Origin of the sequence: Massilia sp. R2A-15 (assembly GCF_030704305.1) — a bacterium.
Lineage (GTDB): Bacteria > Pseudomonadota > Gammaproteobacteria > Burkholderiales > Burkholderiaceae_D > JAFCUW01.
The window spans coordinates 1,332,420-1,348,024 of sequence record NZ_CP131935.1; the positions used below are offsets into that span (position 1 = coordinate 1,332,420).

At 65.6% G+C, this 15,605-nt stretch carries 17 protein-coding genes and 2 tRNA genes; 8 read left to right on the forward strand and 11 right to left on the reverse strand.

The annotated features are described in order from the left end of the window. Positions 1-52 precede the first annotated feature (52 nt). On the reverse strand, positions 53-763 hold the full coding sequence (locus Q4S45_RS06090) for a hypothetical protein (RefSeq protein ID WP_305510118.1): 711 nt from the start codon (positions 761-763) through the stop codon (positions 53-55). Between the two features lie 105 nt (positions 764-868). On the opposite strand from Q4S45_RS06090, the gene Q4S45_RS06095 reads away from it, so the two are divergent. From Q4S45_RS06095 to tagF, 3 genes are read left to right on the forward strand one after another with little or no spacing between them, the layout of a single operon-like run. Continuing rightward, on the forward strand, positions 869-1,006 hold the full coding sequence (locus Q4S45_RS06095) for a hypothetical protein (RefSeq protein WP_305510119.1): 138 nt from the start codon (positions 869-871) through the stop codon (positions 1,004-1,006). Positions 1,007-1,034: 28 nt separating this feature from the next. Next, the gene (locus Q4S45_RS06100) at positions 1,035-2,264 is read left to right on the forward strand and encodes a type VI secretion protein IcmF/TssM N-terminal domain-containing protein (protein ID WP_308633169.1); all 1,230 of its coding nucleotides are present in this window, start codon (positions 1,035-1,037) and stop codon (positions 2,262-2,264) included. Continuing rightward, positions 2,261-3,232 (forward strand): type VI secretion system-associated protein TagF, encoded by a 972-nt coding sequence (tagF, locus tag Q4S45_RS06105; protein WP_305510121.1) that lies wholly within the window; start codon positions 2,261-2,263, stop codon positions 3,230-3,232. Before Q4S45_RS06100 ends, tagF begins: the two co-directional genes overlap by 4 nt. On the opposite strand, the gene icmH is transcribed toward tagF, so the two are convergent. Then, on the reverse strand, positions 3,213-3,938 hold the full coding sequence (gene icmH / locus Q4S45_RS06110; protein WP_305510122.1) for a type IVB secretion system protein IcmH/DotU: 726 nt from the start codon (positions 3,936-3,938) through the stop codon (positions 3,213-3,215). The genes tagF and icmH overlap by 20 nt on opposite strands. Before the next feature lie 191 nt (positions 3,939-4,129). Here icmH and Q4S45_RS06115 point away from each other — a divergent pair, with 191 nt between their 5' ends. Beyond that, positions 4,130-4,681 carry a M48 family metallopeptidase gene (locus Q4S45_RS06115; protein WP_305510124.1) on the forward strand — a complete coding sequence of 184 codons (552 nt, stop codon included), beginning with the start codon at positions 4,130-4,132 and terminating at the stop codon, positions 4,679-4,681. Positions 4,682-4,869: 188 nt separating this feature from the next. Here the strand turns inward: Q4S45_RS06115 and phaP are convergent, their stop codons facing one another. The 6 genes from phaP to Q4S45_RS06145 all read right to left on the reverse strand — a co-directional run bounded on the left by phaP (position 4,870) and on the right by Q4S45_RS06145 (position 8,120). Beyond that, on the reverse strand, positions 4,870-5,409 hold the full coding sequence (gene phaP, locus Q4S45_RS06120; RefSeq protein WP_305510126.1) for a phasin family protein: 540 nt from the start codon (positions 5,407-5,409) through the stop codon (positions 4,870-4,872). 61 nt (positions 5,410-5,470) lie between these two features. After that, the gene (locus Q4S45_RS06125) at positions 5,471-5,665 is read right to left on the reverse strand and encodes a hypothetical protein (RefSeq protein WP_305510127.1); all 195 of its coding nucleotides are present in this window, start codon (positions 5,663-5,665) and stop codon (positions 5,471-5,473) included. A 31-nt stretch (positions 5,666-5,696) separates the two neighbouring features. Beyond that, positions 5,697-7,496, reverse strand: coding sequence for an ATP-binding protein (locus tag Q4S45_RS06130; RefSeq protein ID WP_305510128.1), 1,800 nt, complete (start codon positions 7,494-7,496; stop codon positions 5,697-5,699). Between the two features lie 24 nt (positions 7,497-7,520). Continuing rightward, positions 7,521-7,718: a heavy-metal-associated domain-containing protein gene (locus tag Q4S45_RS06135; protein ID WP_305510130.1), complete on the reverse strand. Its 198-nt coding sequence runs from the start codon at positions 7,716-7,718 to the stop codon at positions 7,521-7,523. A 122-nt stretch (positions 7,719-7,840) separates the two neighbouring features. Then, positions 7,841-7,925: transfer RNA gene (locus Q4S45_RS06140), tRNA-Leu, on the reverse strand. Between the two features lie 110 nt (positions 7,926-8,035). Then, a tRNA-Leu gene (locus tag Q4S45_RS06145) sits at positions 8,036-8,120 on the reverse strand. Positions 8,121-8,458: 338 nt separating this feature from the next. Between Q4S45_RS06145 and rnr the strand changes: the two genes are divergently transcribed. The 4 genes from rnr to Q4S45_RS06165 all read left to right on the forward strand — a co-directional run bounded on the left by rnr (position 8,459) and on the right by Q4S45_RS06165 (position 13,300). After that, positions 8,459-10,894 carry a ribonuclease R gene (gene rnr, locus Q4S45_RS06150; RefSeq protein WP_305510132.1) on the forward strand — a complete coding sequence of 812 codons (2,436 nt, stop codon included), beginning with the start codon at positions 8,459-8,461 and terminating at the stop codon, positions 10,892-10,894. Positions 10,895-10,897: 3 nt separating this feature from the next. After that, entirely contained in the window at positions 10,898-11,641 is a 744-nt protein-coding gene (gene rlmB, locus Q4S45_RS06155; protein ID WP_305510134.1) for a 23S rRNA (guanosine(2251)-2'-O)-methyltransferase RlmB, read from the forward strand. Positions 11,642-11,877: 236 nt separating this feature from the next. Next, positions 11,878-12,615 carry a serine O-acetyltransferase gene (gene cysE / locus Q4S45_RS06160; protein WP_305510136.1) on the forward strand — a complete coding sequence of 246 codons (738 nt, stop codon included), beginning with the start codon at positions 11,878-11,880 and terminating at the stop codon, positions 12,613-12,615. Between the two features lie 10 nt (positions 12,616-12,625). Continuing rightward, the gene (locus Q4S45_RS06165) at positions 12,626-13,300 is read left to right on the forward strand and encodes a YceH family protein (protein ID WP_305510138.1); all 675 of its coding nucleotides are present in this window, start codon (positions 12,626-12,628) and stop codon (positions 13,298-13,300) included. 59 nt (positions 13,301-13,359) lie between these two features. Here the strand turns inward: Q4S45_RS06165 and Q4S45_RS06170 are convergent, their stop codons facing one another. Genes Q4S45_RS06170 through Q4S45_RS06180 form a run of 3 tightly spaced genes read right to left on the reverse strand, consistent with a single transcriptional unit; the run spans position 13,360 to position 15,571 of the window. After that, positions 13,360-14,352, reverse strand: coding sequence for an ABC-2 transporter permease (locus Q4S45_RS06170; RefSeq protein ID WP_305510139.1), 993 nt, complete (start codon positions 14,350-14,352; stop codon positions 13,360-13,362). Further along, a complete protein-coding gene (locus Q4S45_RS06175) occupies positions 14,349-15,206 on the reverse strand; it encodes an ABC transporter ATP-binding protein (protein ID WP_305510141.1) in 858 nt (285 codons plus the stop codon). Before Q4S45_RS06175 ends, Q4S45_RS06170 begins: the two co-directional genes overlap by 4 nt. Beyond that, positions 15,203-15,571, reverse strand: coding sequence for a GntR family transcriptional regulator (locus tag Q4S45_RS06180; RefSeq protein WP_305510143.1), 369 nt, complete (start codon positions 15,569-15,571; stop codon positions 15,203-15,205). Before Q4S45_RS06180 ends, Q4S45_RS06175 begins: the two co-directional genes overlap by 4 nt. Positions 15,572-15,605 lie beyond the last annotated feature (34 nt).

The following is a 15,605-nucleotide window of genomic DNA, read 5'->3' on the forward strand; positions in this document are numbered from 1 at the left end:
ACAGTATATCGCAGGAAGCCGGTCCGACCCAGCGAAATCGTCCTGGCGCGCGCTAGTCTGTGGCTTTCAGGTTCGATGGAGGCGGGCATTTCTTGCCGGTTCCGCAATGCGTGGCCGCTTCGATCTGGGCCCGCTCGTCCGCGTGGCGGCTGGCGTGCATGATGATCGCTGACAATAATGCAACGTCGCTGTCGGCGGCACTGTCCGCCACGGGGGCTGCGGGCGCTGGCGCCGGCTTGCGCGGGCGCGGCGCCGCGTGCCGTGCCGGCGCCGCGGCGGCGAGCGACTGTGCCGGAGCGATCGAAGCCGGAACGCGCGCGGCTCTGGCGGCCCGTTTCGGGGTCGGGGCGGAGGCCGGTTTGGGGGACGCCGGCTCAGCGGGGATATTGTCCTCCGCCTCCAGCATCGCCAGCGGTGGCACCTTGAGCTGCTCGTCGTCGGTGACGGCGGCGCGCGACGGCGACGGTTCCGGCAGCGGCTCGTCGCCGGCCCTGCCTGGCGCGGAACCGTGGGCGTCGGACATGACGGGCTCCTTGGCCGGGGCGGTCAGCGCGGGCCTGCGGTGCACCGCGATGTTTTCCTGCGCCAGTGACGCGAGCACCCCGATCAGCCCGATCACGGTCACGCCCGCCAGCGCGCTCCAGGCAAGCCGCGCGCTCATCCAGGAATGACCGCCCTTGCCGGACCCGGTGCGCGTGGCGTCGCGTTCGAGCCGGGCGAGGATGTTGTCGTCGGCCGCGGGGGCGCGGCGTCCGACCGACATGAAACTGGGTCGCGTGGAGGCGGATGGATGTTCGTCTGTGGGGCGCACGATAGTACTCCTGAGATTGGACTTCGTATTCCGATTAGAAACAATCTGGGAAATCCCATGCTGATCTTTATCGCACTTGTGTATTTTTGTTCGGCGTGCGGCGAACTGCAGTTGCGCCGCGTGATGCGCAAGCAGGTTTGTTGCCGCGCAAATTTGGGCGCAGGTAATGGTGCCAACATTGCCTTCCGGATTTAGTTTCCGTTATTCAAAAGCGCGAGGGACCATGGCCCGAATCTGGCAAGTGCTCACCGAAAGCCGGATGCTCCGCGGGATCGGGGCGGCGCCCAGCGGCGAAATGGCGGTGCTGCGCAAGAGCGTGCTGGCGGCGGTAGCCACCATCAAGACCTCGAAGCCGGGCGCGGCGGCGCTGTACCAGCTGCCGTGGTACATGATCATCGGGAATCCGGCCGCGGGCAAGAGCAGCGCGGTCGGCGCCTCCGGCCTGCAGTTTCCGATCGGCGGCAGCAGGGCGGTGGATGGCATTGCGGGCACCCGCAACTGCGACTGGTTCTTCACCACCGACGGCATCCTGCTCGACACCGCCGGGCGCTATTCGACCGTCGACAGCGACCGCGCGGAGTGGTTCGATTTCCTCGCGCTGCTGCGCAAGCAGCGGCGGCGCGCGCCGATCAACGGCGTCCTGGTCTGCGTCAGCGTCGCCGAGCTGATGGGCGCCACCCCGAAGAAATCGATGGACCTGGCCAGAAACCTGCGCACGCGGGTACAGGAACTGACAGAGCGGCTCGGCGTGTTCGCGCCGGTGTATGTGATCTTCACCAAGGCCGACCTGATCGCCGGTTTCGCCGACTTCTTCCACGACACCGGGCGCCGCGAGCGTGACCAGGTGTGGGGCGCGACCATGCGCTACAACCGGCGCAGCACCAGCCCGGATGTGCTGGGGTTCTTCGACCAGCGTTTCGACGAGCTGCACGAGGGCCTGAAGGAAATGAGCATCGCCAGCATGGGGGCCAGCCGCGGCGTGAAGCTGCGGCCCGGCGTATTCACGTTCCCGCACGAATTCGCGTCGATCAAGATGCCACTGCGCGCCTTTCTCGCCACGCTGTTCGAGGAGAACTCCCATCAATTCAAGCCGGTGTTCCGCGGTTTCTACTTCACCAGCGCGCTGCAGGTAGGCGAGGCGCCGAGCCAGTCGTTCGAGCGCGTCGCCAGCCGCTTCCACCTGTCGCTGCAGGACCAGCCGCGCGGCGAAACGGGAGAGCAATCGGGCTACTTCCTGCTCGACCTGTTCCGCAAGGTGATCTTCGCCGACCGCGACCTGTTGACGCGCTACACCAGCCCGGCCCGCGCGCGCGTGAAGTACGGGGCGTTCTTCGCGGCGGCGATCCTGCTGGGCGCCTCGCTCGGGCTGTGGAGCTGGTCATACCTGGGCAGCGGCCACCTTGCGGCGCCGGCGGCAGGCACGCTGGCATCGACCAATGGAGGTGCGCAATGAACGTGACGGCAACTCGCGACCGGATCGGCTATTTCGGCAAGATCCCGTCCCGCAGCGACTTCATCAAGCTGGCGCCCGACGCCGGCTTCATGGCGGTGCTGGACGACTGGCTGGCCGAGGTCATGAGCCGGCTGCCGGAAGACCCTCGCTGGAAGATCCACTACGATGCGATGGCGCCGGTCAGCTTCGCCTTCGTCGGCCAGCGCCGGCGCCATGCGGTGGCCGGCCACATCGTCGCCAGCCGCGACCAGTCCGGGCGGCGCTATCCCTTCCTGATGATGCGCACGCTGGCGCTGGCCGACCCGGCGGCCTTCGTGTCGCACTGCCCGCTGGCGCTGGCGCCGCTGCACGCATTCTTTTCCACCACCGGGCCGAAGCTGCAGGGCACCGAGGACCAGGCCGCAGTGCTGCAGGAAGTGGCCGACACCACGCTGGCGCTGGAAGAAAACTGCCGCGGCGCGCTGGACACCTTCCTGGCCACCGGCACGATCGGGTCGCTGGCGGGGCTGCTCGGCCGCAGCGACGTGCGCCGGCTGGTGCTGGGCCTTGGCTTGCTGCTGCAGCCAGTAATGCACAGCGGCGGCGCGGACATTGAAAAAAGCCTCGTGCTGCCGCTGCCGAAGGAGTACGCGGCGCGCGCGGCCGTCGCGGCCTTCTGGATGGAGCTGATCGCGCCGTTCCTGCGCCAGGCAAACCTCGATCTGGTGCTGTTTACCACCCGGCTCCACGGCCGCTCCGTGCTGGTGGTGGGCTTCCTCGACGCCTGCGTCGCCTGCCTGCACGCGATCATCGACCCGATTATCGGGCGCGAACAGCAGGTGACGTTCGCCGACACCGGCTGGGTCGAGGAGCAGGTCGCGGCGGACGCCGGCGTGCGCGCGTTGTCGAGCTACCTCGATCAGCCAAAGCTGCCCCTGTCGGTGGTGCGCGAACGGTTCCTCGACACCTTCATCGGAGCGGCGAAGTGACCAGCTGACTGGACGCATGGTCAAGGCTGGCGCGCAAGCCCGCGAAAACGGCCAGGCCGGCCAGTGCGAACACCGCGGTCAGCACCCACAGCGAGAGGCCGCTGCGCAGCTTGTTGGCGATTCGGTCGGGCCGCGCGGCGTGCGGTGCGAAGGCCCGGGCCTTGCCGCGCATCCGGGCGATTTCGTGGCCAAGGGTCGCGCAGATGTCAGTGAGCTTGTCGTCGCCGTCGGGCGCTTGGCGGCCCCGGAATCCCATCAGCAGGCACAGGTGAAAGATCTCGAGCGCCTGCATGTGGGCGACGCCGCGCGCGCGCAGGGCGTCGAGCTTATGAAAGAAGTGTTCGCTCGCCTGATTGTCGCCGAACAGGCGCAATTGCAGAGGGCGGACCTGCCACGCCTCGCGCATCGGGTAGTCGGAGCGCAGGATGGTTTCGTCGACCGCGGCGCAGAACGCGTAGCTGGCCGCACCGACGTCGTCGGCGTGCATGCCGAGATGCCTGGCGCGACGCTCGACGTCGGCGAGGAAGCGCGTCATGTGCTCGGCGAAGACGCCCGCGTTCTGCGGCCCGCTGCCATTCTGCATCAGGTACAGCGCATAGAAGCCTTCGTGCATCAGGTCGGCAAGGCTCTGCGGACCGCTGCCGCCGGCGCCGCGGTTGGCCAGCAGGGTCGGCGGGGCGCGTCGGTCGGCGTGCTGGGTCGTCATGGCATCCTCCAACGAAGATTCGCTTAAGAAATGCATAGCTTGCTGCAACAGGCGAGGGCGCCGCTGACCTCGCGCAAGCCGCGCAATATTTCCTTGAAAAAACACGTTGCTGGTTTCATTGACCGACCTCAACAGACGCCGTTTTCCGTGGCCAATAATGTCGTCTGGACAAACGGTACCGGAGAACCAGCATGAAGATGACACGCCTATTGGCCGCTGTTGGATGCGCCGCCTTGCTGGCCGCCTGCGCCGCGCAGGAACCCAAGCCGGCGCCCAGGCCGATGCCGATGGCGATCTCGCTGGCCGACGCCGAAGCGGCGGTCCAGGCCGGGCGCGTCGCGTACGCCTACGCGATCCTCAAGCAGGCCGCGGCAGCCCATCCGACCGACAAGGCGCCGTGGCTGCGCATGGCGCAGATGCGTTTCGAGGAGAAGAATTACGGCGAAGCGATCGTCAACGGAACGGAAGCGATCGAGCGCGATCCCGACGACACGCTGGCCTACAGCCTGGTGGCGGTCAGCGGCTTGCGCGTGTCGAGCAAGGCGCTGGCCGACCTGACCCAGAAGAATGGCTTCGCCGGTTCGGTGCAAAGCGAGGCGCAGGATCTGGCCGCGCTGCTGCACAACACCCTCAAGGGCGAACGTATCGTGCCGGCCAAGGCGCCCGCCGCGCCGGCGCCGCGCCCCGGTCGGGCGGCGTCTGCCGCAAAGGGATGCAGTGGCCCGTCGTGCGGCCTCAAATAGTCCCCCCCCGGGCCGGTGAGGCGCCGGCCCGTTCGCGCCCATGGCGGCGCGGCGCGGCGCAGGAAGAGGGGAGTTTGCGTAGGCACTAATTATGCAAGATGTTGCATAAAATGGGGTCAGGTCCGCAGGACCAGACCCCGATGCTGCGGACGCTGGGGTCTGGTCCCGCGGACCTGACCCCATCTTGATTACTGCTGCTTCGGGATGACCTTTTCGGTGGCCTTGGCGATTTGTGCCTCGACCGTCTCCACCGCCTGGCGCGTGGCCAGCGTCACCTGTTCGTAGCCCTTGAATGCGTTCTCGATCGCAGTCTTGATGATCTCCACCGCATTCTCCGAGCCCGGCTTGACGTTCTGCGTGACGTCGTAGATCAGCGCCGTCAGCGCACTTTTCGCTTCGGCCAGGTGGGCGTCGGCCGCTTCGTTGAATTCCTTGCGGATGTCGTCGATGATCACCTTCACCTGCTCGGTGTATTCCACCGCGCCGGCCATGTCCGGCTTGGCGGCCGAAGCGACCGCCGCCATCGCCGCTTTCGGGTCCTTGGCCTCGCTGATTTCCTTGCCGGCGGCCATCGAGCCCGCGACCGAATTCTTTGCTGTCGCCATGTTCAGTGCAACAACCTGCTCGACGCCTTGCACCGCCTTGCTGGTCAGTGCGTTAAACGTCATCATCTGGAGTTCGAAAAGCGTCTTGGTGGCGGATGCAAATTGTTCGGGATTCGTAAACATTAACTTCTCCTCGGTTGAATGGATGCAACGGACTGCCTGAATCTCCCACGCTGGTGATGCATTATTTAGTACGCTTGAGCTTTTCGCAATGGCTATCCTGATAGGGGCCGGCGGCTTTTTCCCAGCCCGGCCCGAGCGGCGTCTGGGCGCACACCTGCTGGCCGTCGGCCTTGCTGCGCCACTTGTACCATGGCGCCGGCGCGGCCCAGGCGGCCGACAGCACGAACGCGATGGCAATCGCTGTCAATGTCTTCATGGTGCCGAGCATAACGGGTTGGCGCGGCAAGTCAAGCGCCCGCGCCGGCCGACTGCGGCGCCGCGAGCGGCAGCAGCAGGGTGAAGCAGGCGCCTTTGCCGGGCGCGCTGCGCAGGTCGATGCGGCCGCCAAGGATGCCGGTGACGATATTGTGCGCCACGTGCAGGCCCAGGCCGGAACGCCCGGCCCCCATCGTGGTGGTGAAGAAGGGATCGAACACGCGCGCCTGCACGTCGGGCGCCATGCCGGCGCCGTCGTCCTCGACCGACACCGCGACTAGCTCGTCGGTGCGCATCGCTGCGGAGATCCTCACCGTGCCGCCGCGGCCGCCCGCGAAGGCATGCGCGAGGCAGTTTTCGAACATTTCCGTCACCACCTGCGACAGCGGCCCCGGATAGCTGTCCATCTGCAGGCCCGGTTCCAGCGCCAGGTCGATCCTGGCTCCGGCGCCCTTGGCGGCCACGCGCAGCGGCGCGGCCAGGTCCGACAGCAACTGGGTCAGCGAAAACGCGCGGCGCTCCAGGCGCGAATGGTCGATGGCGATCTGCTTGAAGCCGGCCACCAGGGTCGCGGCGCGCTTGAGGTTGCGCACCAGCAGGGCGCCCGCCTCGGCGGCGTCGGCCAGGTAGCGGTCCAGCTCGGAGCGCCGCAGGCCGGTCGTCACGGTGTCGGCCAGCACGCCGGTTTTCTCGGCCAGCGAGGTGGCCACCACCAGGCTGTTGCCGATCGGCGTGTTCAGTTCGTGGGCGACGCCGGCCACCAGCGCGCCCAGCGCCGCCATCTTGTCGCGCCGTACCAGTTCGCCCTGCGCCAGCGACAAGGTGTCGAGCGCGTTTTTCAGCTCGCGATTGACCTGGTCGGTGCGCGCCAGCGCCGCGGTCAGTTCCGCGGTGCGCGCGGCCACCAGTTCCTCCAGGTGGCCGCGGTGCAGCGTTAGTTCCTCCAGGCGGCGGTTGCGCTGGATCGCGATGCCGGCCAGGTGGGTGGCGATTTCGGCCAGGTGCAGCTCGGCCTCGGCCGGCGCGCGCACCTCGCGGTAGTACATCGCGAACGAGCCCAGTACGTGCACGCCGTCCGGGGCGATCGGCCGCGACCAGCAGGCACGCAGGCCGTAGGGCTCGGCCAGCTTGAGGTAGTTGGCCCAACGCGGGTCGGCCTGGATGTCGGGCACGATCACGGTTTTGTTTTCGAACATCGCATCGCCGCAGGAGCCGGCGTCCGGCCCGATGCGCAGGCCGTCGAGCGATTCCAGGTAGGGCGCGGGCAGGCTGGGACCGGACGCCGGGCGCACCGTGACGCCGTCGGTATCGAGCAGCAGGACCGAACACAGCACGCCGGGCGACTGCGCCTCGATCAGGTGCACCAGCCGGTCGAACACTTCCTTGAGTGGCGCGTCGCGGGCGATCAGTTCGAGCACTTCGCGCTGGCCCTCGCGAAACTGCTCGGCGAGAACGCGTCGCGAAATATCGACCAGGCGCGCGTGGGCCAGGCGCTGGTGTTCGACCGGCAGGCGGATCAGCAAGGCTTCGCACGGCACGGGCGCGCCGCCGGCGTGCTTCAGGGTGAGGGGGAACATCTCGCTGTGGCCCTGAAGCGCGCGTGCAATGTGGTGGTCGAGCAGCGAAGCGGGCGCCTGGCCGTCCGGCTGGATCGGCGCGCACAGCTGCGCAAGCGTCATTTGAAGCAGGCCTGCGCGCGGCACGCCCAGAAGCGCTTCGGCGCGCGCGTTGGCGTCGGCCAGGCGGCCGCTGTCGAGGTCGAGGAGGACGCTCGGATCGGGCGACTGCACCAGCATCGCGTGATAGTTCACTTCGAGCGAGTTCAGGTCCATGTTCGCCTCCTCGCCGCCAGCAGGTCAGGCCGTGGCCGGCGGATATCCTTCTTCGGCCAGGCGCGCGCTCACCGCGGCCGGTTCGGCCCGCGTGTCGATGGCGGCGGTCTTGCGCTCGACATCGACCTGCACGCGGGCGTCCGGGTCGAGTTCGAGAACGGCCTCGGTGATGGCGCGGGCGCAATGGCCGCAGCTGATGGCGGGAATGCTAAGGGTGAGCATGCAGGTCTCCGGGGATGTCGAAACATCCACTGTACAACAACGGCGCAAACCGTGCGTGCATGGCAAAACGCCGCATTCCTCTTGCAAGGACTGCGGCGTTTTGTGGCTGTTACTGCGGTAGATGGTGCCCACGGAGGGACTCGAACCCCCACACCTTGCGGCACATGGACCTGAACCATGCGCGTCTACCAATTCCGCCACGTGGGCACTGATGCTGCAACTACGACTTCAACCAACTCAAACTAAAACGCCGTAACCTGGACTGCGATCACGGCGCAATGTACTGCTTTACTGCTGCGGAGATAAATCCGGTAGAGTGGTGCCCACGGAGGGACTCGAACCCCCACACCTTGCGGCACATGGACCTGAACCATGCGCGTCTACCAATTCCGCCACGTGGGCACTGAACTGCTTTACTGCTCGGCGTTGCCGCCGACTTCTGCTATCATACTAGCCTTTGGAGTTTTGCGCCAGACTAACTTTCGTTACTCCCGGTTCAGTTCCTCAACTTCGTACTCTGCTTTCTTCCGCAGCAACTACCGTCGCCGCGAAAGACCAAAATTATAGCGGAACATTTTCAAATGTCAAAGCTCCGGCCGAACAATTTTCGGAGCACGGCACGTTAGGCGATTCTTGGTGGTCTCCGTTACACTACGCATACCGACGTGTCAATCCAATCACTGTGCCGGTTCATTCGCCGGCATACCGCACGCACAGTCAAAAACAATATAGAAACCGATTTGAACCAAGCTACCCACACTATTCCCAGCCGCGAGGAAATTCTCGGCATCTTCCGCGATACCCAGTCTGCGCTCGACGTTGCAGCCCTGGCGCGCGTCCTCAAAGTGGACGAGGACGCGGTGCACGTGCTGACGCGCCGCCTCAACGCCATGCAGCGCGACGGCCAGATCGTCGTCGACAATACAGGACACTTCGCGCTGGCCGACCACTCCGGCTTCGTGGCCGGCAAAGTCAGCGCGCACCGCGACGGCTTCGGCTTCGTCATTCCGGACGAGCCGGGCGAAGACCTGTTCCTGTCCGATAAAGAGATGCAGAAAGTGCTGCATGGCGACCGCGTGCTGGCCAAGGTGACCGGCACCGACCGCCGCGGGCGCCAGGAAGGCACAATCGTCGAAGTGGTCGAGCGCGCCAACAGCCACGTGATCGGCCGCCTGCTCAACGAGAACGGCGTGTGGGTGATCGCCCCTGAAGACAAGCGCATCGGCCAGGACATCCTGGTGGCCGGCTCGCCGGGCAAGGCCAAGGCAGGGCAGATCGTCAGCGTCGAACTGGTCGAGCAGCCGTCGCGCTTCAAGCAGCCGACCGGCCGCATCGTCGAGGTGCTCGGCGACCTGGACGACCCCGGCATGGAAATCGAAATCGCCGTGCGCAAGTTCGGCGTGCCGCACATCTTCTCGGACGCCGCATTGAAGCAGGCGGCCAAGCTGCCGGCCGAAGTGCGCGACGCCGACCTGGCCGACCGCGTGGACCTGCGCGACGTGCCGCTGGTGACCATCGACGGCGAGGACGCGCGCGACTTCGACGATGCGGTGTACTGCGAGCCGGTCAAAGTCGGCAACGAGAACTGCTTCCGCCTGCTGGTGGCGATTGCGGACGTCAGTCATTATGTGAAGCCGAACGATGCGCTCGACGTCGATGCGCTCGAGCGCAGTACCTCGGTGTACTTCCCGCGCCGCGTGATCCCGATGCTCCCGGAAAAACTGTCGAACGGCCTGTGCTCGCTGAACCCGGCGGTCGACCGCCTGACGCTGGTGTGCGACATGGTCGTGTCTTCAAGCGGCGAAGTGACGGCCTACCAGTTCTACCCGGCCGTGATCCACTCGGCCGCGCGCCTGACGTACAACGAAGTGGCCGACATCCTCGGCAACACCGGCGGCCCGGAAGCCCAGCGCCGTCCGGCCATCGTGCCGCACCTGCTGAACCTGAACGACGTCTATCACGCGCTGCACAAGGCGCGCCAGGCGCGCGGCGCGATCGACTTCGAGACCACCGAGACCTACATCGTCTGCAACGCGCTGGGCAAGATCGAGAAGATCATCCCGCGCACCCGCAACGACGCGCACAAGCTGATCGAAGAGTGCATGTTGTCGGCCAACGTCTGCGCGGCCGACCTGCTGATTCGCCACAAGCATCCGGGCACCTACCGCATCCACGCGTCGCCGACCGAAGAGAAGCTGAACCAGGTGCGCACCTTCCTCAAGCAGGTCGGTCTGAACCTGGGCGGCGGCGACAAGCCCACGGCCAACGACTACGCCGTGTTGATGAAGCAGGTGAAGGAACGTCCCGACGCGGCGCTGCTGCAGACCATGCTGCTGCGCTCGATGCAGCAGGCGGTCTACAGCCCGGACAACATCGGCCACTTCGGCCTGGCGTACGAGGCGTATGCCCACTTCACCAGCCCGATCCGCCGCTATCCGGACTTGCTGACGCACCGCGCCATCAAGGCGATCCTGCTGTCGAAGAAGTACGACCCGAAGGGCATCGAGCTGGCTGGTTTGAATACCACCGTGTCGAACGCAACGCGCAAGAAGCAGGCCAAGGAAAAGGCGGCCGGCACCCACAAGCAGGAGAAAGACCTGACGATCTGGGACGCGCTGGGCGTGCACTGCTCGGCCAACGAGCGCCGCGCCGATGAAGCCTCGCGCGACGTCGAGGCATGGCTCAAGTGCTACTTCATCAAAGACAAACTGGGTGAGGAATTCACCGGCGTGGTGTCGGGCGTGACCACCTTCGGTATCTTCGTGCAGCTCGATGCGCTGTACGTCGAAGGCCTGGTGCACATCACCGAGCTGGGCACCGATTTCTTCCAGTACGACGACGCGCGCCATGAGCTGCGCGGCGAGCGCACCGGCAAGCGTTATCAACTGACCGACCGCGTTACCGTGAAGGTGGCCCGCGTGGACCTGGAGGCGCGCAAGATCGACCTGGTGCTCGCCGACGGCGCGCGCGAGGTTGACGGCAGCGGTATGCCCAAGAGCAGCGCAGCCAAGGCGCTGGAAGCGAAGCCGGCCAAGTCGCGCAAGCCGAAGGCCGACACCGCATCGCGCTACGAGTTGGACGAGAGCGTCGACGCCGCTGCGCCGGTCAAGCGTGCCAAGCGCAGCGCCGCCAAAGAAGAGAAACCAGTTACCAAGACCAGCAGGAAGAAGCGATAAGCAATGAAGAATAAAATGATTTTCGGGTTCCACGCGGTGACCTCGCGCTTGCGTCACGAGGCGTCGTCGGTGGAAGAGATTTTTGTCGATGCCGGCCGCGACGACCGCCGCATGAAGGACCTGATCGCCGGCGCCAAGGCGGCCGGCGTGCGCGTGATGCCGGTCGATTCGGCGCGCCTCGACAAGATCGTCGGCACCCGCCGCCACCAGGGCGTGATCGCGTTCGCCAGCCAGCTGGCGCTGGCGCGCAATCTGGACGAACTGCTCGATGCGATCGAAGGTCCGCCGCTGCTGCTGATCCTGGACGGCATCACCGATCCGCACAACCTGGGCGCCTGTCTGCGCGTGGCCGACGGTGTCGGCGCGCACGCGGTGATCGTGCCGAAGGACCGCGCGGTGGGGCTGAACGCGACCGCCGCGAAGGTGGCGAGCGGCGCCGCCGAGACGGTGCCGTATATCACGGTGACCAACCTGGCGCGCACGATGCGCGAGCTGAAAGAGCGCGACATCATGTTGATCGGTACGTCGGACGACGCGGAGATTGGCTTGTACCAGGCCGACTTCACCGGCCCGGCGGCGCTGGTGATGGGATCGGAAGGCGAGGGCATGCGCCGCCTGACGCGCGAGACCTGCGACGTTCTGGTGAATATTCCGATGTTCGGCTCGGTCGAGAGCCTGAACGTGTCGGTGGCGTCGGGCGTGTGCCTGTACGAAGCACGCCGCCAGCGTCTGGCGCGCGAAGGCTAGTGACAAGGCGTGTCGTTCCAGCGAAGGCTGGAACCCATGCTGAGCTCGCAGCACTCCATTGGCCGCGTAGCTGCTGACTCTGTATGGGTTCCAGCCTTCGCTGGAACGACAATCGTTTATTCAGAAATTATGCAAGATCTCGCATAATTAGGCATATCCCCCGAATTGACCCCCCGTAAGCAGCCCGTTGGCGAATGCGCTAACATGGCGCATTGCAACTGTCTGTCCCCTCTCGAATGTTTCCCAATCTTACTGACGATATCAAGAGCATCATCGAACGCGACCCCGCGGCCCGCAACGGCTTCGAGGTGTTCACTTGCTATCCCGGTTTCCAGGCGATCGTCATGCACCGCTGGGCCCACGCCTGCTGGATCAATCAGCTCAAGTGGCTCGGCCGCTTCATCTCGTACGTAGCGCGCGTCATCACCGGCATCGAGATCCATCCCGGCGCCACCATCGGCCGCCGCGTCTTCATCGACCACGGCTTCGGCGTGGTGATCGGCGAGACCGCCATCGTCGGCGACGACTGCACCATCTACCAGGGCGTAACCCTCGGCGGCACCTCGCTCACCTCCGGCACCAAGCGCCATCCGACGCTCGAGCGCGGCGTGATCGTCGGCGCCGGCGCACAGGTGCTCGGCTCGTTCACGGTTGGCGAGTACGCCAAGGTCGGCTCGAACGCGGTGGTGGTCAAGCCTGTCCCGGCCGGCGCCACCGCGGTCGGCAACCCGGCCCACATCGTCAAGAAGGATGTCGACAGCCGCAGCGCGCAGCTGTTCGCCGCGTATGGCGTCACGCCCAACGGCGACGATCCGCTGTCGAAGGCGCTGCACGGCCTGATCAACCACGCCGCCCGCCAGGACGAGCAGATCGAACGCATGATGGCGACCATGAAGGCGGCTGGACTATGCTGCCCGAGCATGCCCGAGGGTGATAAACTCGACACCCTGCAGCTGAACAAGCTGGTTGACTGAGGATTCCCGCATGACCACTGAAAACGCCGCCGACGGCGCGGCCCTGCTCGACCCGTTCGAGGTCCGCGTGCTGGCCGTGCTGGCCGAAAAAGAGGCGCTCACGCCCGATAATTATCCGCTGTCGCTGAACACGCTGACCAACGGCTGCAACCAGCTGTCGAGCCGCGATCCGGTGATGCAGCTGTCGGAAGAAACCGTGGCCGATGTGCTGCAGCGGCTCATGCAGCGCAAGTTCGTCAACGGCATCACGCAGGCGGGCGCGCGCGTGACCAAGTACGAGCACCGCATGCGCATCAAGTGGACGCTCGAGCAGGACAAGCTGGCGGTGCTGACCATCCTGATGCTGCGCGGCCTGCAGACCGCGGGCGAGATCCGCACGCGCAGCGGACGCCTGCACGAATTCAAATCGGTGGCCGATGTGGAGAGCTGCCTGCAGTTCTTGATCGACAAATATCCGCCGCTGGTGGCGCGCCTGCCGCTGGCGCCCGGCACCAAGGAGCCGCGCTACGGCCACCTGCTGTCGGGGGATGCGGCGCTGGCGCAGCAGGAGTCGGCGTTCGGATCGGTGTCGGCGCCGGCGCAGGGCAGCAGGGTGGCGCAGCTGGAGCAGGAAGTCGCCTCGCTGCGCAGCGAGGTCGACGACCTGAAGGCGCAGTTCGACGCGTTCAAAAAACAGTTTGAGTAAACGAAAAAATGGGGCCAGGTCCGCAGGACCAGGCCCCGATGCTGCAACACTTCCGTTTTTTAGCCCTCGTCGCGCCAGCGGCGCAGGCGCATCGCGGCAAAGATCATCGCAGCACCGACCACCACGCCGATCCACACCTGCGGCTGCGTCAGCGTCATCCACGACTGGGTGAACACGCCGGCCGCATCGACGCCACGTTCGCTGCTATTGAGCAGCGCATGGGGATCGACTTGTCCGAATGGCAGCCACAGGCCCGGAACTACGCCAGCCAGGGCGCGCATGACGATGTTGATGGCGATCCAGTGGACATCGATCTGGGTGTCCAGGTAGCTCGAGGTCATGAAGTTGATCCAGCGCGCCAGCATCAGCCCCAGCAGCGGAATGCCGACCGCCCACAGGAACACCTTCGAGCGCGCCCACGCCGATACCATCAGCAGCCAGCCGACGGTCGGGATGGCCCACAGCACGTAGACCGGCAGCAGTGCGACCAGGCGGAACGGCGCCAGCCAGAACTCGGGGTTCGACAGCACTAACCCGAACAGGCGCAATCCGTTCGCATCGGCCACCATCAGGCCGATCAACACCGAGATCAGTGCGGTGGCGGTGCCGATGGCGATCGTGATCAGCGGGGCCACGCACAGCGCGGTGAGCACTTTCGACAGGACCGTCTCCTGGTCCGACACCGGCAGCGATTTCCAGAACAGGATGCTGCGGTCGCGCCGGTCGTCATACAGGGCGGCCAGGCAGTAGAAGAATGCGACAAACGGCAGCACGGCGAACAGTGGCGCGGCCGCCGCCAGGTAGCTGTTGGCGACGCTATTGGCGATCTGCTCGCGCACATGCAGCGGCAGCGCGCTGATCACGTGCGCCTGGCTGACCACGTGGCCGTTGACGATCACGGTGCTGGTGCCGAGTCCATGGGTCAGCGAGCCGTAGGCGATGGTGCCGCCCAGGACGGCCAGCATCACCACCGCGATGATCGCCGGCGCCCAGAAAAATCCGCCCTTGTGCTCCCAGTACTCGCGGCGGAGCAGCCATTTCATCGTGTTCATGCGTAGCTTCCTTTCATGGTTGCGACAAACAGGTCGGCAACGCTGATGTTGCGGGTTTCGCCGAGAGTGGACAGTTGGGTGCGCGGCACGCCGTCGAACAGCATCACCGACTTGCCGAACACGGTGCGGCGGTCGATCGGCTGCAGCGCGTTGGCGGCGTTCACTTTGTCCTGCGGCACCATCACTTCCGTGTAGCGCTCGCCCACTTCGTCCATCGAGGCGGCGAGGATGATCTTGCCGTCGCGGATGAACATCAGGTCGGTCAGGATGTGTTCGACTTCTTCCACCTGGTGGGTGGTGATGACGATGGTCTTGCCTTCGTCGAAGTAGTCTTCCAGCAGGTTGTGATAGAACTGCTTGCGGTAGATGATGTCCAGGCCCAGGGTCGGCTCGTCGAGTACCAGCAACTTGGCGTCGATCGCCATCACCAGCGCCAGGTGCAGCTGCACGATCATGCCTTTCGACATGGATTTGACCTTCATCGACGGCTTGAGCTTGGTCGCGGCGAGGTAGCGCTCGGCCTTCTCGCGGTCGAACTTCGGATGCACGCCGGCGACGAAGTCGATCGCTTCGCTGACCTTCAGCCAGCGCGGCAGGATGGCGACGTCGGCGATGAAGCAGACGTTCTTCATCAGCTCGTCGCGCTGGGTGCGCGGGTCCAGGCCCAGCACGCGCAGTTCGCCGTCGAACGGCACCAGGCCCAGCGCCGCTTTCAGGGTGGTGGTCTTGCCCGAGCCGTTAGGGCCGATCAGGCCGACGATGCGGCCGGCCGGGATGTCGAAGTCGATGCCGTCGACGGCGGCCTGCTTGCCGTAGCGCTTGGTCAGGCCGCGTGCGGAGATAGCGGCGCTCATGCTGAACCTCCCGGCGTGGCCGTGCGAAGCAGTTGTTCGAGGTCCAGGCCCAGCAGCCGGATCCGCTCGACCATTGCCGGCCACTCTTCGCGCACGAAGCGCTCGCGTTCGCTTGCCAGCAGTTTCTCGCTGGCGCCTTCGGTAACATACATGCCGATCCCCCTTCTTTTTTCTACGAGATTGTCGTCGACCAGTTCCTGGTATGCCTTGGATACGGTGATCGGGTTGAGCTGGTATTCCGCTGCGATCTGGCGCACCGAGGGCAGGGCGTCGCCCGCCTTCAGTGCGCCATCGAGCATCATACCGATGACCCGATCCTTGAGTTGCCGATAAATCGGCGTATTGTCGTTCCAGCCTATCGTCATGTTTGACTCTCCTGGGCCTGTTGGTGGTGTGATG

Coding starts and splice junctions, on each gene's coding strand:
- Q4S45_RS06090 (WP_305510118.1), bottom strand. CDS start 763: ATGTCGGTCGGACGCCGCGCCCCCGCGGCCGACGACAACATCCTCGCC.
- Q4S45_RS06095 (WP_305510119.1), top strand. CDS start 869: ATGCTGATCTTTATCGCACTTGTGTATTTTTGTTCGGCGTGCGGCGAA.
- Q4S45_RS06100 (WP_308633169.1), top strand. CDS start 1,035: ATGGCCCGAATCTGGCAAGTGCTCACCGAAAGCCGGATGCTCCGCGGG.
- tagF (WP_305510121.1), top strand. CDS start 2,261: ATGAACGTGACGGCAACTCGCGACCGGATCGGCTATTTCGGCAAGATC.
- icmH (WP_305510122.1), bottom strand. CDS start 3,938: ATGACGACCCAGCACGCCGACCGACGCGCCCCGCCGACCCTGCTGGCC.
- Q4S45_RS06115 (WP_305510124.1), top strand. CDS start 4,130: ATGAAGATGACACGCCTATTGGCCGCTGTTGGATGCGCCGCCTTGCTG.
- phaP (WP_305510126.1), bottom strand. CDS start 5,409: ATGTTTACGAATCCCGAACAATTTGCATCCGCCACCAAGACGCTTTTC.
- Q4S45_RS06125 (WP_305510127.1), bottom strand. CDS start 5,665: ATGAAGACATTGACAGCGATTGCCATCGCGTTCGTGCTGTCGGCCGCC.
- Q4S45_RS06130 (WP_305510128.1), bottom strand. CDS start 7,496: ATGGACCTGAACTCGCTCGAAGTGAACTATCACGCGATGCTGGTGCAG.
- Q4S45_RS06135 (WP_305510130.1), bottom strand. CDS start 7,718: ATGCTCACCCTTAGCATTCCCGCCATCAGCTGCGGCCATTGCGCCCGC.
- rlmB (WP_305510134.1), top strand. CDS start 10,898: ATGAAGAATAAAATGATTTTCGGGTTCCACGCGGTGACCTCGCGCTTG.
- cysE (WP_305510136.1), top strand. CDS start 11,878: ATGTTTCCCAATCTTACTGACGATATCAAGAGCATCATCGAACGCGAC.
- Q4S45_RS06165 (WP_305510138.1), top strand. CDS start 12,626: ATGACCACTGAAAACGCCGCCGACGGCGCGGCCCTGCTCGACCCGTTC.
- Q4S45_RS06170 (WP_305510139.1), bottom strand. CDS start 14,352: ATGAACACGATGAAATGGCTGCTCCGCCGCGAGTACTGGGAGCACAAG.
- Q4S45_RS06175 (WP_305510141.1), bottom strand. CDS start 15,206: ATGAGCGCCGCTATCTCCGCACGCGGCCTGACCAAGCGCTACGGCAAG.
- Q4S45_RS06180 (WP_305510143.1), bottom strand. CDS start 15,571: ATGACGATAGGCTGGAACGACAATACGCCGATTTATCGGCAACTCAAG.